11 protein-coding genes are annotated in these 16,879 nt (G+C 35.0%); 6 read left to right on the top strand and 5 right to left on the bottom strand.

The window, feature by feature from the left end:
- Together ALGA_RS18735 and ALGA_RS18730 are read right to left on the bottom strand one after the other, a co-directional pair.
- A complete protein-coding gene (locus tag ALGA_RS18735; protein ID WP_096431835.1) occupies nt 1–1,311 on the bottom strand; it encodes a glycosyltransferase family 4 protein in 1,311 nt (436 codons plus the stop codon).
- 7 nt (nt 1,312–1,318) lie between these two features.
- Nucleotides 1,319–3,253: a glycogen debranching enzyme N-terminal domain-containing protein gene (locus ALGA_RS18730; protein WP_096431833.1), complete on the bottom strand. Its 1,935-nt coding sequence runs from the start codon at nt 3,251–3,253 to the stop codon at nt 1,319–1,321.
- A gap of 376 nt (nt 3,254–3,629) precedes the next feature.
- On the opposite strand from ALGA_RS18730, the gene ALGA_RS18725 reads away from it, so the two are divergent.
- A complete protein-coding gene (locus ALGA_RS18725) occupies nt 3,630–5,081 on the top strand; it encodes a sodium:solute symporter family protein (RefSeq protein ID WP_096431831.1) in 1,452 nt (483 codons plus the stop codon).
- Between the two features lie 189 nt (nt 5,082–5,270).
- Here the strand turns inward: ALGA_RS18725 and ALGA_RS18720 are convergent, their stop codons facing one another.
- Complete coding sequence (locus ALGA_RS18720) at nt 5,271–7,679, bottom strand: ATP-binding protein (protein ID WP_096431829.1); 2,409 nt, start codon at nt 7,677–7,679, stop codon at nt 5,271–5,273.
- Between the two features lie 555 nt (nt 7,680–8,234).
- Nucleotides 8,235–8,993 carry a hypothetical protein gene (locus ALGA_RS18710; RefSeq protein WP_096431825.1) on the bottom strand — a complete coding sequence of 253 codons (759 nt, stop codon included), beginning with the start codon at nt 8,991–8,993 and terminating at the stop codon, nt 8,235–8,237.
- 597 nt (nt 8,994–9,590) lie between these two features.
- On the opposite strand from ALGA_RS18710, the gene ALGA_RS22850 reads away from it, so the two are divergent.
- From ALGA_RS22850 to ALGA_RS18690, 5 genes are all read left to right on the top strand, one after another.
- On the top strand, nt 9,591–9,812 hold the full coding sequence (locus tag ALGA_RS22850; RefSeq protein WP_145957678.1) for a hypothetical protein: 222 nt from the start codon (nt 9,591–9,593) through the stop codon (nt 9,810–9,812).
- A gap of 71 nt (nt 9,813–9,883) precedes the next feature.
- A complete protein-coding gene (locus tag ALGA_RS18705; protein ID WP_096431823.1) occupies nt 9,884–13,342 on the top strand; it encodes a hypothetical protein in 3,459 nt (1,152 codons plus the stop codon).
- On the top strand, nt 13,339–13,803 hold the full coding sequence (locus tag ALGA_RS18700) for a response regulator transcription factor (protein ID WP_096431821.1): 465 nt from the start codon (nt 13,339–13,341) through the stop codon (nt 13,801–13,803). The genes ALGA_RS18705 and ALGA_RS18700 overlap by 4 nt, the downstream gene beginning before the upstream one ends.
- Nucleotides 13,781–15,016, top strand: coding sequence for a 5'-methylthioadenosine/S-adenosylhomocysteine nucleosidase family protein (locus ALGA_RS18695; RefSeq protein ID WP_096431819.1), 1,236 nt, complete (start codon nt 13,781–13,783; stop codon nt 15,014–15,016). Before ALGA_RS18700 ends, ALGA_RS18695 begins: the two co-directional genes overlap by 23 nt.
- Before the next feature lie 479 nt (nt 15,017–15,495).
- Nucleotides 15,496–15,864: a hypothetical protein gene (locus ALGA_RS18690; protein WP_096431817.1), complete on the top strand. Its 369-nt coding sequence runs from the start codon at nt 15,496–15,498 to the stop codon at nt 15,862–15,864.
- A 190-nt stretch (nt 15,865–16,054) separates the two neighbouring features.
- Here ALGA_RS18690 and trpA read toward each other — a convergent pair whose 3' ends face one another.
- Nucleotides 16,055–16,804 carry a tryptophan synthase subunit alpha gene (gene trpA, locus ALGA_RS18685; RefSeq protein WP_096431815.1) on the bottom strand — a complete coding sequence of 250 codons (750 nt, stop codon included), beginning with the start codon at nt 16,802–16,804 and terminating at the stop codon, nt 16,055–16,057.
- Nucleotides 16,805–16,879 lie beyond the last annotated feature (75 nt).

Raw genomic sequence — 16,879 nt, 5'->3', positions numbered from 1 at the left:
TTAATTTTTAATTTGTTGTTCGAATAATTGAATTGCTGAGTTGTAGACATCATGAACATTAATTGCCGCTTTGGCCCATTTCAAATTATCCACTTCCTCTTTCCCCTCTTCCTTAAAAACTTCCGAAAGAGAATCATACTTAATAATTCCGTAAATGGCATCAGCCATTGCATCAATATCCCAATAATCAACTTTTACAGCGTGAGTCAGAATTTCCGATACTCCTGACTGCTTTGATATAATAACAGGAACATTTGATTGCATTGCCTCCAAAGGCGAGATTCCAAATGGTTCCGATACCGATGGCATCACATATACATCGCTTAAAAGGAACATATTAAAAACATCATCTCCCTTTAAAAAACCTGTAAAATGAAACTTATCACTGATACCCAATTGAGCCGCTCTATCCACCATTTGTTCCAGCAAATCTCCACTACCGGCCATTACAAATCGCACATTATTTGTTCTTTTCAAAACCTGATGAGCAGCTTCGACGAAATATTCCGGACCTTTTTGCATTGTTATCCGGCCTAAAAAAGTTACAACTTTTTCTTTAACTCCTTTTTTAATTTTCGCCTTTTCTTCCATAGAAACAGGTTCAACCGCATTGTAAACAGTAACCACCTTATCGGGATTCTGTCCGTATTTTTCGATAACGATATTACGGGTTAAATTACTCACTGCAATAATTTTATCGGCAGCATCCATTCCCATTTTTTCAATCTCATAAACCTTCGGATTTACATTTCCTCCGCTTCTATCAAAATCAGTAGCATGAACGTGTATCACCAATGGTTTCCCAGACATTTCTTTTGCAGCTATTCCTGCAGGATAACAAAGCCAGTCATGTGCGTGTATTACATCATGATCATGTTCAGCAGCAATAGAGGAAGCTACAAAAGCATATTTATAGATCTCCTCCATTAAATCAGTACCGTACTTTCCACTAAATTCAAGTTTCCCTTCGTTATCAACTTTAAAAAACTTGTTTTTTCCAAATAAATCCTGGCTCCTAAATGTATAATATTCATCAGGATCATTATAGGGAATCAATTGCGATTCTACTTCCAAATAGGTATGCTGAGACTTAAAATTTTCAATATGAGTTTGAACCTGCTGAATAGAAACAGAATTCGCACCAACTAAGCTCATTGTACTCTGATCTTCATCTCCATGAGCCTTAGGAACAACAAAAACAATATCCAGATCTTCAATTTTAGCCAAACCTTTTGTTAGTCCGTAACAAGCAGTACCTAACCCTCCGGAAATATGAGGTGGAAACTCCCACCCAAACATTAGAACTTTCATATACAGATTATTTTAAAGATGATTTATTAAACATTTTAGTAACTCTAATAATTTCTGCCACACTTAACCCGTAAGAAGTAGCCTCATTCGGCTTGTGAGGCGGATTTCCGCTGTAAATTTCAGATACAGTGCCCAAGCCATGCTCGAGCAAACTATCTTCGAATACGGCTAACCATCTTTTAATCTTAGTTTCACCACTCAATTTATGGAGCTTTAAATAAGCTTCAGCAAAATGCCCTATCAACCAAGGGTAAACCGATCCATAATGAAATGCCTTACTTCGGCTTTCTTCGTTTCCTTCAATCACTCCCTCATATTCATGATTTTTGGGTGAGAGTGTTCGTAAGCCTCTTGGTGTTAATAGTTCGTTCTCAAGCACATCCAGCACAGCTTTCTTCTGATTATCAGAGAGACAGGAGTAAGGAAGCGATACTGCAAATAATTGGTTGGGGCGAACAGCCCAACTCTTATGAGTATCATCTACATAATCCGCCAGATATGATTTACTTTCATCCCAAAATGCATCAATAAATGATTCTTTCAAATTTTCTTTAACACCTGCCCATTCTGCAACAAACTTAGTGTCTTTAGCTTCCCCAGCCATTTCTAATGCAAAACAAATTGCATTGTACCAAAGCGCATTAATCTCAACAACATAACCCATTCGCCGGTTCAAACTAACCCCACGATGCTTAACATTCATCCAGGTTACTCCTTGCTCCATAATCCAGAGCAATCCATTGTCATGCATCTTAATAGCCAAATTAGACCCATGTTTATAGGATTGAAATATTTCCTTGATCTTTTTACTGTATTTTTTCCAAATCTCCTTTCGGTCTGCTCCCGCTTCAATGTATTTTTGCAGGGTCCAAAATGACCACAATGGAACGTCAACAGAAAATCTTCCTTCATTAACAGCAGGATCTTTCGAAAAGCGATTGCAAACCCTCTTAAATACAGTATCAAACGCATCCAGAAAAGTTTTCTGATCACCTCTTGCCAAAGTTAGTCCTGGCAAGGATAAATAAGTATTTCGTTCGCTGGTACTAAACCAAGGGAAACCGTTTATGATACGTGTTCCGTGACTGTTCTTTGAAAAGAATTGAACCGCTGAATTTTCCAAACAGTTCTCAAAACTGTCTTGACGTACTCTTTTCTTTAACTCCGAATCGAATTGTTTAGCTAGTGTCTTGGGCGAAATTTCTTTCGTTCCGGCCGAAAACACAATGGATTCTCCCTTTTTAATATTCATCTCGAAATAGCCGGGAACAAAAAGATCCTCATGGTAATCATATCCTCTTTTCTTTTCCTCTTTGTACTCTATATCATAGTACCAATCCGGTACATGTACAAACTCCGACTCAACCGAAGACTGCATGTATAAATATGGAAAGTCCTGATACAAACGTATTTTAATACCATTACTGATATCTTCGGATCGGGTATTAGCATCCAGATTTGCCTTTGTTAAGGAATGAATATTCCTAAATGCCAAAAAAGGCTGCAAACGCAAAGTTGTTGACGAATTTGCTTCCAGTAAAGTGTAACGAACCAAAACCCGTTGCTCTTTTTCAACCAAAAGCAACTCTTTTCGTAACACCACACCACCTACACGGTAAATTATTGTAGGAGTTGGATCCATTAAATACTCACGAACATATTTATTGCCTTTCGGGCTATATTCTCCGGGAAATTTATGAATCCCCAAATGAAAAGGGGAATCATGCTGAACTATTGTCTCATCTAAGGATGATAAAAGAACATGATTTTCACCACCAAAATTATCTATTGGACATATTAAGAGTCCATGATATTTGCGGGTATTGCAATTAATAATAGTCGAAGAGGCAAAAGAGCCTGCACGATTGGTTCGAATGTATTCTTTTTTCAGAGAATACTCTGTATTTACCAATTGAGCTTTGTCAAATTTAAGGTAGTCCATTAACAAACGATTTTAGGGTTGGGTTTCAGGCAATTAGCTTACTTGTGTTATCATAACAAAAAATTTTGCTTTGATTAAAGTTATCACTTTTATTTAGAAAACACGCGCTATCCATAGCATTTTTATATTATTTTTTTGCGAATTTATTCACACCTCATAATGCAGTTAACATATTATTTTTCACTACACTTTACCGAAATCGATACAAATGAAAAAAAAGTATATTTACATCGTTTTAAATATGCGAAATTGTTAAACAAAAGCAAAATTGACAATACTGTTCCGGTATAAACGTTTAGCGCTAATATCATTAGACATATTAGAGAATTTTTTCTTTAAATAAATCATTATCCTATTTTTCTTAAACAAACTCCAAATGAACCATCTTCAAGTAATTTCCATACTCCTTTTACTGCTCTATTTTTCAGGAATCATGTTCATTGTTCTCCGGTCGAAAGCAAGTAAAAATACTGAAGATTACTTTTTAGCCGGCCGTCAACTTCCCTTTTGGGCCTTAGCTGTTACATTCATAGCATCGTGGTGGGGAGGCGGATCTGCCATCGATTTGGTGGATCATGGATTTAATCAAGGAGTCAGCTCGTTTTGGATTTATGGAATGCCGGTTCTTTTCTCCACTTTTTTAATGTACTTGTTCTCGAAAGCGATTCGAAAAATAGGAACCATTACCCAACCTCAATTAATGGAGTTGCGCTATAACAAATCCGTTGCCCTTCTTCTCTCCATACTCATACTTGTTTTCATGATTTTAGGAGTAGCCACACAAGCGGTGGTGATCGGGAAATTCTTTCAGGCCTTTTTCGATATCGATTACAAAATTGCAGCCTTGGCAGGTACAAGCATTGTTCTTCTCTACTCTTTCTTTGGCGGATTTAAGGGTGTAGTAGTTACTGACATCATTCAGTTTGTGTTTCTACTGATTGCGGCCATTGTGCTTTTCATCTTCACCTACAATCACTCAGGAGGCTTTGAGCGGGTTTATGAGATTGCTATAGCCTCTGACAAGCCGGAGTTCTTTTCCTTCTTTCACAACCTCTCTAACAACTTTGTATTCATTATTACCTTTGGCTGTTCGTGGATGATACAAGCCAACATTTGGCAACGCATTTCGGCAACCAAGACTCCTGCCGATGCCAAAAAGATGATGGCATTGGCTTTTGTGGTTTTTATTCCTTTATACCTCATCGTAACACTAACCGGCGTACTTAGCCTTGGTTTATTCGATTCGGTGCCCGAAGGAGGAATTGTACCAGCCATCATCATTCAATACATGCCGGTTGGTCTTGCGGCTTTTATGTTTCTGGGTTTGTGCTCGGCCATTATGTCGACCATGGATTCGATGATTAATACCGGCGCCTTGGTTTTAAGTGTGGATATTTTCAAAAATCGATTTCGCCCATTGGCAAAGCCAGAGCAAATGGTTTGGGCTGGTAAAATCTCAACCGTAATCATTGCCTTTCTGGGATTGCTGCTTGCTCTTGAAATTCGTTCGATTCTAAAAATCACCTGGATTGGTTCCGATTTCCTGGCAACAGGAGCATTTGTGCCACTGATTCTTGCCTTTATTTGGAAAAGAGGAAATTCAAAAGCGGCTACTGCCTCTATCCTATTTGGTTTGCTGTTTTCTACCTACAATCTGCTTATCGCCTTGGGCGTAAAATTACCAACAGCATGGGAAATTGCCTCGGTTCAGCAGGCAGGAATTGGTATGGTCGCTTCACTCCTAATATTTGTATTCGTTAGCCTGATAACCAAACCAGAAACAGAAAAAGCAAAGGCATTTATCGAGAAAGCAGGGATGATAAAGTAAAGACAGAACCAAATAACCCGTCAGTGGTTCCCCCTTGCTGGCGCCAGCTTTTAACTAGCGCTTACCGAAAACAGAATCTGTAGGATTCAAATCTTTATAGAAACAATCAATACTCTTAATTCAAAGCACCGTCATCTCAACACATCGGGACTGACTATTTTTTGCTCTGATACAATTGGGGATTTCCGCCTATTCCGTAGTTTTATTCTTAAAAAAGACGCCGATGGATTCTAAAACCTCAACCGACTTTATTGGTTTGGTAATAAAACCATCACAGCCAGAATTTAACGCCTTGTCTTGTTCACCCTCTTTTGCATCATCAATCATCGCCAACACGATTATAGAAGTATTGAATTCACGAATTAATCCGGCGGTTTGATAACCGTCAACACATGGAAGATCGGCACTTATCAGCACCACATCAATCGCCTGGCAATATTGGCATTTAGCAACAGCTTCGAGTCCGGTTTTAACGTGAATTACAGTTTTGGCAAAACCATCCAAAATTTCTTGTAGCGATAAGGTGATTTCCGGATCATTTTCAACCACTAGTACATTTGGCTGCACGTAGCCTTTCTCAGAATAGTCAGCACCATTGGTCATCCTATTTTTCGGAAGCTGCAAGGGTATCGTAAAGTAGAATTCCGAACCATGCTTTACTTTTGAGTTAACCCACATCTTCCCCTTTAGCATATCTACATACGATTTAGAAATGGCTAATCCCAATCCTGAACCTTGCTGTACTTTTTTGATGTTGCCGGCGATTTGCTCAAAACGATTGAAAATAAGACTCAAGCTCTCTTCCTCAATTCCAACACCTGTGTCGATAACAAAAAAGACAAGTTCACAATTCTCTATTCTGTAGCCCATCTCTATCTTACCCGAATCGGTAAATTTAATGGCATTTTTAATCAAATTTGTTAGTATCGATTCAATTTTCACCTGATCGGAAATGATGATAAAATCGCTACCGGGAATTCCTTTATGCAATTTCAAATTCACATTTTTACTTGAAGTTTGCTCCTCGAAAAACGCAAATAACTCATCCAGTATTTTGTTAACATTCATTTCCTTAAGATCTGACTTTACCTGACCCGCTTCAATTCTTGAAATATCAAGGATGTCGTTTATGGTTTCAAGAAGCCTTTGCCCACTCTGATCCATAATTTGAGTATAGCGTTGAATATTCTCCTTGGTTATATTGGGTTTTTTCAACAATTCTAAAAAGCCCAGAATACCATTCATCGGAGTGCGGATTTCGTGGCTCATATTGGCTAAAAAAGCTGATTTCAACCGATCACTTTCCTTTGCTTTTTCTAAAGCTGCCTTAATCTCATTATCCATTTTTATTCTTTCAATAGCAACACTCACCTCATGAGAAATTACTTTCAAAAACTTAAGATCATCTTTACTATATGCATTTTCATCAGTAAAACTTTGTATTGCCAATACTCCAATTAATTTTTGTTTCACCTTTAAAGGAATACCAAGCCATACTTTAAGCCCCGGCTCCAACATTTTAATTTCTCCTGACTTTAAAAGCTGAAGTAACCTCCTGCTTTTCGCCAACAAAGGCCGCTGAGTCTTAAGCACATATGAACTTAAAGTAATTCCAAAGGGTACAAACTCGAATTTGACTTTACTTGTTCTCACATAGGGCACCTCAATGGTCTCACTTTCCGAATTGTAAAGAGAAATGTAAAAATGAGTTGCATCAATAACAGAACCGATCTCTCTCTTTACCAACTGAATTAGTTTTTCGAGGTTCTTGCTACTATTAACAGCATGGGTAATGGTTTGCAATACATTCTGCAGCTTTTCTGCCCGTTTCCTTCCTGAGATATCAAAATTGATGCAGTACACTTCATTTTCACCCTCCCTATTTTTCAACATTGCATAACTCGCGAAGGCATAAACAGGTAAACCAGCCTTACTCTTTAAGATAATTTCGGCACTGGGAATGGATATGTTGCTCTCATAGAAATTAACAACAGCACTTATAAAATCTGCCTTCGTTTGATCGGGGATAATTAAATCTTCCAGATATTTACCTACGGCTTCCTCCTTTGTGTAACCATAATTTTTCTCGCTCGTTTTGTTCCAGTAGGTTATTTTTCTGTTTTTATCATAGCCAACAACGGCAATATCCTGAATATTAAAAATAAATCGATCAAAAGGGTATTCCTGAGCCTCTTTTGCTTCTATATCATTTACTAAGGCTGAATCATTCATATAAATACAGAACATTTTATCACCGGAAAATTCGAGCGGAATAAGCGTTATCCCAATGGGTCGAAGTCTTCCTTTTGCCGTTTTTACGATCCATTCAAAATTGACAATTCCTTTTTCGCAGGCATCCTTTTGCCTGCATGTAAATAATTCCTCCGATATTTTTCCGTTTGCTTGTATGGGGGAAGACAGATCGAGAAAATTGGCGTTCACCAATTGATCAACAGATTCGGATTCAAGAAGTTTGACTGCAGCCTTATTTGCATTGTGTATTTGGGTACCATCGCAAACAAGTGCAGCAGAAGTAGATTTTTCAATTTCTTGAAAAGTTAACTTTTCATTCTCAAAGACTGTTTTTCTCCCTTTCATATTGACTTTTATAGGCTCGATACTAAATTTAGAGCATTTATGCAGAAACACCAAATAAACAGTTTATTTCCAATCAGTAAGCACTGTAATTTCGAGACCATAAGACTTGATGGTTATTTGTTTAGAATTGACACAGACGCTTTCAGGCCTAAACACGCTGTTAGGTTTACTGAAGTAGAACTCCATATTAAAATATTGTCCTTTATGGATTTCAGGAGAAGACACTCATCTAACTAATTCGTTTTTTGTAACATCCTGAATGACAACCCCCCGGACAGGAGTGAGTATTTCCCGGACAAGAATGAGAGCTTCCCGGACAGGAGTCAGGGCTTCACGGACATGAATTACGGTTTCACGGACAAGCTGGGAGTCTTTCCCGGACAGGAGGTACTGTTTCAGGGACACGTTCCAGATCATCCCGGACAGAAATCCAGTATTCATTTTGAGTCAGGAGACAGTGAAGTTTGGGAGGAAGGCATTAAAAAAGGGAACCCGAACAGATTCCCCATGGTGTGGACCAAACCACTATTTCGTAAACAGCTACATGCCTTTCAATTAAGCCTGTTCAGCATCCACCTCGTTCTCAATTTTTGTTCTGCGATATTCCGCTTTCCGGTCGCGCTGGTATTTACTGGCATACAAACGCACATGATCCTCGTCTTTGCGAAAAGCAAATTTTCCATATTCTCTTATTTCGTCAACCAAAACTTTTACAAGAGTGTAGGCTTTGTCGCGGATTACCTTTTTCTCATCGTCGACATACATATTGCCATTTACCTCGGCCAATAAGGCACTCATGCGTTCCGCTTCAGTAAGAGCAGTATTGCACTGCTCCATATCGTAACTAATCGCTTGCAAAGGCTCCGGATTCTCTTTTGCCAGCGAACCCAAACGCGCCAAATCCATCACTGCATCGGCATTCGAGTCTCCCTCGCTAATTGTATCCAAAATTGCCAGCAAACGCTGGTTGTTCCGGTAGGCAAACCTCATGGTGGCGTACATATCACTAATTTGTTCGTTCATTTTAGGAGCATCGGCTTTCCATTTTGCCATAGCCTCCTTGCGCTCGGTATTCTGATTCTCCCAATTCAGTTCAGCCGTAAGCAAAGCGCCTGTTAATACATTGCAACGCTCAATTTTTTCTTGTTGCAATCCCAAAGGCGCCAAAACAGCAATGTCCTCTTCGGCTATGTTGCATACCTTTTTGGCTTCGTGAATAAAGATTTCGAAAGGAAGATTACAATGTTTTACTGCCTCGCGGGTAACAGCTTGAATTTCTTCTAATGAATCCTGATAGTTTTGTAATTCTGACATTAATAATAGTTTTAAAAAAGTGAATATTATCTTTCCTCACCAATTCTCCCACACAAATTTTGTTTTGATTGCACTGCCCCGGCCGGGAACAACTATTTAACAAAAACGCAATGAAGCTAAACAATAATTATTTAATAAAAAAACTTTACACCGCATTATTTCATCAACACCACCACTTATTATGTATGAACAAAGTTGGAATTGCAGTAAACACACGCTCTTGCGGATATAAAAAAATAAATGCACGCCAGAAAAATATATGCGTTAAGTAGGTTTTCAGAAACCTAAAGGTAAATACTCCTATCAATACCTATATAAGATCACTAACCCCTAACTGACAATGAGTTTTAAAAGTAAAGAAAACAAGCCGCCAGCTTCCTGTCTGAGCTATACCCATATAATTATATACAGTAGCAAATTTTAAAATATTGACTACAAAAAGCATTTTTACCGCCAAAATAAATACACACTCCCATTTTATGATTACATTCGGACGCTATTCAGAAAACACAGGGCTTTTACTATACAAAAGAGTTTAAGGTGTTTTATCTGGAAAGCACACTGACCTGATAAATCATCGAACCTAAATTATAAAAAATGAAAAACGACAAAACACGCCCATTTTTCCTGATGCTATTCTGCATCTTTTTACTTTCTCTTATTTTCACCGCATTCGACCTTCCATTTGGCAATGCCAATACTAGCCCCTACGATATAGGTTTCGTTCTTGGAGCAACCCTCGGAAACCTGATTAAAATTTTTATTACACTTGCCTTGTGTTATTTTGTTTACCGGAAAGTGAGGGCTGTTAGGAAGTAAACTATATATTTTCAACATATTATAATTCTAAATATGAAAAAATATTCAATAAATATATCCCACTACAACTCATGAGTAAAGAAATTCCAGAATATCAAGTAAAGCAAAATTTATTGAGTTCATTCAGAAACCCCAAAGAATGTGCAGAAAAGATAAATGATTTGAAAAACAGTACAGACTACAGTTTAGTAAATAGTCTAGTGCAATATCTTAAAAAAAACATCCCTCCATTTGAAAAGTGCCTTTTTGGGAATAGTTTACCTGAAAAAATCACAGAACTTGGCACTCACAAAACTTATTTTTATAAACCGGAATCTTTAAAAAATGAGATAAATTGGATAATCCTATCCATTAAAAATTCAAAAGAAATAATAAAGAAATTTATTGTCTTAAGAAAATCCTTTGAACACGAAATCTTACTTGGTGAAAATGACAAAGCTTTACAAATACTTTCAGTTGTTGAAAAAGAAATAGGGGTTTCAATTTGGCTGTATGAAAGCAAGTTACTTGTTTTTGAATTAATGAAAAAGCCAGAAGAAGCAATAACATTATTGTCAAAGATTAACGAAGCAAGACTTGAGGATGAGAGTAATAACAAAAAAAATAAGCAAAAGATAAACAATAAAAAAAACGAAAATGGATTTGTTTCACTTTTATTACACTATTTATCATATAGAGCACAAAGAGATATCTCAGCATTAAGATATGACCAAGATCTATTTAATAATTTCAAACGCAATAGAACTGAATTTCAAAATGATTATTACAATTACTACTTATTTAGATTAAATTTTTACGTCAATTATAATATTGATGATCCGTCAATACCATTAATAATGGAATCGACAAACTCAATTGTAGATCGTTACGTTGTCTTGATTCAGGTATTGCAAGCTGCTTTCTTAAAAGAAGAAAGTAAGGATACCATTATCTCACGAAGTAAGGCTCTATACAAGTTAACTGAAGACTCTATTTTATTACCATATATGTTTCTGAGCAATCCAGAATATGATTGCGATGACTATTTTGATAAAGAATACCTTGACATTATTGATCTTTATTATCGAGGAAAATATTCAGAAGTCATTATTAAATGTAAAAATTACATTAAACTAAAGACAGACAATTTTGAAGTTCTTAGATTTTACTGTTTTAGTCTCTTATTTGCCAATAACGGATATAGCCCTATACACCTCGACCAATCACCAATCAATCAGATAAGTAGAAAGATTTTCAATTCTATCTCAGAGAAGGATAATTCATCATCTTTATATAATCTTTATCAACTTAATAAAAATCTATATGGCTTCACAATAGCAAACGGACTTGATTATTTCATTAAGGAAGAGAATAATTCTGAAAAATCAGATGAACTTCGTTTTTTATCATTAAAATATTTTGATCCAATTTATTCTAAAATTTTTAAAAGTGATAGTATAGCTATTAAATACCTAGAAAATGGATGTAAGAAGATTGGACAATCCACATCTACTAATCACCAGATTAATAGAATTAAAAAATCATTAATAAACAACACTAATATTGTAGAACATATATTAGAAAAAGACAACGCTAAGATTTTATATGAAAAACAAGATTACCAAGGATCGTATGATGCTTGGATTACAATTTTAGAGAAAAACAGACAACGAAACCCAATCATCCAAATTGCTATAAATAGCGCATTTGATTGCTTATTGAAACTTGAAAAATACCAAGAAGCAATTAAGCTATTTGTGACTGAATATATACAAAGCCCTATTGGTGTTAAAAAGACTAATGTCGATTCATTTATAGGATTCTTAAAAAAACAAAAATATAAAAATATAAAGAGGTCAATTGAACTACCAATATTTGTTGGATTAAACTCATCAAAAGATACTGACAAAAGTTTTATTTTAAAATCATTCTGTGATTATTATGATGTTAAAAAACCATCTGAACTTTTTGATGAAATAGATGATATAGATATTCATAAAAAAGAATCATTTTTTTATGTTATAGTTAGTGAAGATATATTAAGGCATTATTACCACATAAACAGTACTCCAGAAGAACTTGAAGAAAAACGAAAACTATTAATGTACTTAATTAATTTAGACACTCCTAAAATTGAGCTGTACAAAAAAATGCTTGACGAAGTATTTGATGAACTTATAATATATAAAGGAAACAGGAAAATTGATGAAAGTAAAATCTATGCTAATGATCAAGCAATAATTAAATACGAACTAAAAGATATAGATGGATTATATGATAGATTTATGACCCAATATAAAATACTTGAATCAGAAAAACCGATATTAGTTCTTAAAAAAGTCTTTCATCCAGTTATGAATTCCAAAATTGCAGACGCAACTATATTATCGGCAGATTTCATGTATACTGACAATGCAATATATCAAGTAGCATATGATCTTTACGATGGTGTAAGAGACAAATTTTTGTTTAGTAAATTTGGATTGGGAACATACTTAAGCACAAGAATTAGACATGGCGTTTTAGAAGGTGAATTACGATCCGATTTTGTAGCCTGTAATTTAATGCTAAATAAAACAAATGAAAAATATGTAAATAATGAATATTGGGCTAGAACTTATGGTTTAGATAAAAGAAGTAATGATGAACTCTATAAAATTCTCTCAGAATTTTCTGAGAAAGTTGATGACTTCATAAGCTATTTTAAATTTGATGTTCTTCAAATTAAAATAATCGAGAAAGAAAGAGGATACTTTAATTATGATGTTAATGCTGAAACACTTTCACTACAAGCCTTAGAAATTGCAATTAATGCAAAGGACTCTGACGAATTTAGTCAGTTAGTTATAAAAAATCTATGGCAAATAACAGAGCGTAACCTCCAAACTATTAGATCATACATTAAAAACAATTTATCTGAAGAATTTCACAAGTTGCTAAATGAATTAGATCTGAAAGTTAATATTCCAGCTTTGACTCACATAAGAGATGATTTTAATAAAACAATTAGTGATATTAGAACAAATACAAATCAAAAACTAACTCGCATTGAAGGTTGGTTTCACATCCAAGAATCTAAGTTTGACAACTTTAAACTTGATGAATTATTATCAATTGTATGGGATAGCACTGAGAAATTTTATCCTAAAAATAGTCATCCTCTCGAATCAAAGCTTCAAGGTGCTAAAATTACAATTAAAGCTGCTTATGGAATTCATTTTAGCGATATAATGCGAATTTTCCTAACTAATATGTTTAAAAACAGCATTCCAAGAAGTACGTTTAAAATAGACACTAAAATTGAAAATCAAATATTAACATTAACCTTTGAAAATCAAATAAATGTAGACACTGAAACTCTAAATAAAGAATTTGATCTAATAATGGAATCAACAGCACGATTGTCGTTAGAAGGAAAAAGTGGTCTAATTAAAGCCAAAAAAATACTTAAATATGATTTAGGTGACTTGAGCAACTATGTCTGTATTAAAGCGGTTGAAGGAAAATGTATTGCTACAATTAGAATAAACCTAGAGAATCTTACAGTATGAAAAAGATACTTATAGTTGAAGATGAACAAAGGAAACTTGACAGCATTAAGGAGTTCCTTACAAACGAATTTCCAAAGTTTGAATATGTTGAAAAGCGTTCTTACAACTCAGCAACAAAAGAAATCTTCGAGAATTATAAAGATTATGATATTATACTTTTAGATATGTCTATGACAACTTACGATGTTACTGCAGATGAATCTGGAGGTGTCCCAGAACCTTTAGCTGGAGCTAATATATTGGATACAATGTACTTAATGGACATCACCACAAAAGTTGTTGTTGTAACTATGTATGAAAGTTTTGTTGGAAAAAAATTATCAGAATTTGACATCGAATTAAAGAGCAATTATCCTGACAATTACTTAGGTTTTGTATTCTTTTCTTATAAAAAAACAGATTGGCAAATAAAATTAAAAACTTATATAACATCCTACTATGATAAAAATACTAATTGTTGATGATACAGCAAAAAAGGTGTCTTCTATCCTTTCAGTAATAGTTGAAAATTGCAACATTCCTATAGAGAGTGTTGATATTGCGAGGTCTATTAATTCAGGTCGTAAATTATTATGCAAAAATGACTATGATCTTTTATTACTAGATTTAGTTTTGCCTTTGAATGATGATGAAGAGCCAGATATTGAAGAAGGGCCTAAGTTTATAGATGAAATATATATAAATGAACAAATAAATATTCCAAATCAGATTATTGGCTTAACCCAATATGAAGAAAAATATCCTGAGCTAAAGAAGAGGTTCGAAGATAAGGTTTGGTATTTAGTAAAATATGAACAGTCAAAGAATGATTGGAAAACGAAGTTACAGAACAAGGTACTTCATTTGAGAAAAAATAAAGAATCGATTTTAAATTCAGTATTAGATCGCAATAAATTTAACATAGGTATTATATGTGCTTTACCTGAAGAGTTTGCACAACTTAAAGAAGCATTTAATAAAGTAGAGTGGAAAAAAGAAAAGAATGAAAACCATCCTTTTGATCTTTTTAGCTGTAATGTAGTTACTGGATATGGAAACTCTCTTAAAATCATTGCTGGCTGTGTAGGCAAACCCGGAATATCAGCAACTTCAATACTCTCTACAACTCTGTATAATCTGTATAAAATTGACCACCTATTTATGACTGGATTTTGTGCTGGATTCGAATCAGACGACTTAGATTTTGGTGATTTAGTTATCTCCGAATCTATTCAAGACTATAGTGTTGGTAAGATTAAAGAAGATAAAACTGGTAGTATTAGCCTACTAAAAGAGTTACAACAAATTCCAGCAAACTATGAACTTATCTCCCAAATGAATACATTTATTTCGGACGGAGAAAATATCGACAAAGTAAATAGATCTCTTCGAAATGTTAATTTATTAGATTCCCGAAACAATATAAAAGCATTATCAGGTCCATCTGTATGTGGTCCATTTGTTGTAGCCTCAGAGACGATGATGGCTGAGTTGAAAAAAGATTCTCGAAAACTAAAAAGTCTTGATATGGAGGGGTTTGGACTATACTTAACATCTCATATTTTAAATAAAAAATGTTTATGGATAAAAGGTATAGCTGATTTTGCGAATTCAAACAAAGGAGATGAATATCATGATAGATGTTCATACGGTAGTGCAATCTTTCTATATCATTTTATTAAAGAATCATTCTAAACCCTTCGTTTAATATATGAAAAGCTACAATCAAAAATTGCTTGCCGTATGGTTCTAAATGAAAGGGTTACAGCCCACATTCGGCATTTTAAAACTTAGCTTTCACGTAAAAATTAAACTAATAATTAAAAATTTATCAAAATGAAAACGAACAGCCTATTTTACATCCTTAGCCTAATAATGCTAGCGGGATCTTTATTTTTAATAATTAATTATCCAGAATCGGGAAGATATTATATGATTGCTGGAGTATTAATTGCAATTGGTTTAGTGCTAAATATTATAAGCTTCTTTGCTAAAAAAAGAGTTTAACTGGGAAGTGAAAACGCCATTCCGCAACAAACAAAGCCACCTCACGGTGGCTTTACAAGGTCACAGTTGGCAGTTGAGCGCAAAGACATCCACTCACAATTGCAAAACAAATTGGAAGGTAGCGGTAAAGAATAAGTTTATTGCAAATAATTAAACTCAAGAAAACAATGGAAGTAACCGGTATTCTGTTCATTATAGTAATAATTGGATTTTTAATCTACATGCTCTACACAAAAACACAAAGCATTAGCGCTGTAGATGGGTTACTAAAAGAATATTACGAGGATCAAAACAACATAATTACGAACATTTCAAAATTCAGCTTTACTGAACGCTTAAAATATGGAGTGCCAGTAATTCCATTTATGGGCTTTTATTATTCTACATGCTACAGTTTGTTTGCAAAAGTAGATGAAAGCTATTTCAGAAAACTAGACACTACCGATAAGAATGATACAGAACAAATTCGTTACGTAGAGATTCTGTTTTCGCAAAATGGAATCGAATACAACGAGTTTGACACATACGACTTTTAAGGAATATGCAGAAGTACTGGAAAGTAAATCCAAGAAAATCAATCACATTCCATGAACAAAAAGAAAGGATCTTGCTCGGCAAGATCCTTTTTTCGTGCTTTATAGCAAATTACAATTCATTTAGCATCGAGTCAGACCCTGACATGAACGGCTCGCTTATAGTCAGAGCCTGACGAGCTGGGATTTCAATTTACAGCAATGAGTCCAAAAATTCGGAAGCCGTTCCACTGTTTAATGCTTTTATGAATGCGGTTCCAATAATTGCCCCATTGGAAAAGCTGGAGGCATGCTGAAAGCTTTTTTTATCGTGTATTCCAAATCCTATTAACGAAGGAATATCCAAACGGGCTACCTTTTTAAAGTATTCTTCCCTCTCGGCACTTTGCTCTAAAGCACCACCTGTTGTTGCCGATGATGAAACCATGTATAAAAATCCTTTGGCGGATTTTTCTATTTTCGCCATTCGTTGATCGGTAGTTTGAGGGGTTACTAGTAGAATATTGTAAACGCCATGCGCCTCAAACTTTGCTTTAAATTCCTCTTCGTACTCCTCCAAAGGCAAATCGGCCAGAATAACTCCATCGATACCACAAGTTTGGCAATCCAGCAAAAATGCATCGACACCATATTTAAAAACCACATTCCAATAGCCCATTAATATCAAAGGCATTGTAATGGTCTTGCGAACATCTTTGAGTTGCTCAAAAAGCAGTTTCAGGCTCATTCCCTGATCTAAGGATTTCTTTGCTGCAATCTGAATTACAGGCCCATCAGCTAAGGGATCGGAAAATGGGATTCCTATCTCTACCAAATCAACCCCTTTATCCTGTAAAAGTTTCAGGTTGGGTACGGTATCGTTCAAGTTCGGATATCCGGCAGGAAAATAGATGGACAAAATATCCTTTCCTTTATTTTGAAATAATTGATCTATTCGGTTCATGATAAACTAATGAATAATTAACAATTAGAAATTAATAATTTACTAAAACCTAATTGTTACTTGTTATTACTAATT

This window comes from Labilibaculum antarcticum (assembly GCF_002356295.1).
GTDB classification, from domain to species: domain Bacteria; phylum Bacteroidota; class Bacteroidia; order Bacteroidales; family Marinifilaceae; genus Labilibaculum; species Labilibaculum antarcticum.
This window is presented reverse-complemented; position numbering and strand designations above follow the sequence as displayed.

Excerpts from the sequence above, each read along its gene's own strand:
- ALGA_RS18720 (WP_096431829.1), bottom strand. The coding sequence starts at position 7,679 with ATGAAAGGGAGAAAAACAGTCTTTGAGAATGAAAAGTTAACTTTTCAA.
- ALGA_RS18705 (WP_096431823.1), top strand. The coding sequence starts at position 9,884 with ATGAGTAAAGAAATTCCAGAATATCAAGTAAAGCAAAATTTATTGAGT.
- trpA (WP_096431815.1), bottom strand. The coding sequence starts at position 16,804 with ATGAACCGAATAGATCAATTATTTCAAAATAAAGGAAAGGATATTTTG.
- ALGA_RS18695 (WP_096431819.1), top strand. The coding sequence starts at position 13,781 with ATGATAAAAATACTAATTGTTGATGATACAGCAAAAAAGGTGTCTTCT.
- ALGA_RS22850 (WP_145957678.1), top strand. The coding sequence starts at position 9,591 with ATGAAAAACGACAAAACACGCCCATTTTTCCTGATGCTATTCTGCATC.
- ALGA_RS18700 (WP_096431821.1), top strand. The coding sequence starts at position 13,339 with ATGAAAAAGATACTTATAGTTGAAGATGAACAAAGGAAACTTGACAGC.
- ALGA_RS18725 (WP_096431831.1), top strand. The coding sequence starts at position 3,630 with ATGAACCATCTTCAAGTAATTTCCATACTCCTTTTACTGCTCTATTTT.
- ALGA_RS18730 (WP_096431833.1), bottom strand. The coding sequence starts at position 3,253 with ATGGACTACCTTAAATTTGACAAAGCTCAATTGGTAAATACAGAGTAT.
- ALGA_RS18710 (WP_096431825.1), bottom strand. The coding sequence starts at position 8,993 with ATGTCAGAATTACAAAACTATCAGGATTCATTAGAAGAAATTCAAGCT.
- ALGA_RS18690 (WP_096431817.1), top strand. The coding sequence starts at position 15,496 with ATGGAAGTAACCGGTATTCTGTTCATTATAGTAATAATTGGATTTTTA.
- ALGA_RS18735 (WP_096431835.1), bottom strand. The coding sequence starts at position 1,311 with ATGAAAGTTCTAATGTTTGGGTGGGAGTTTCCACCTCATATTTCCGGA.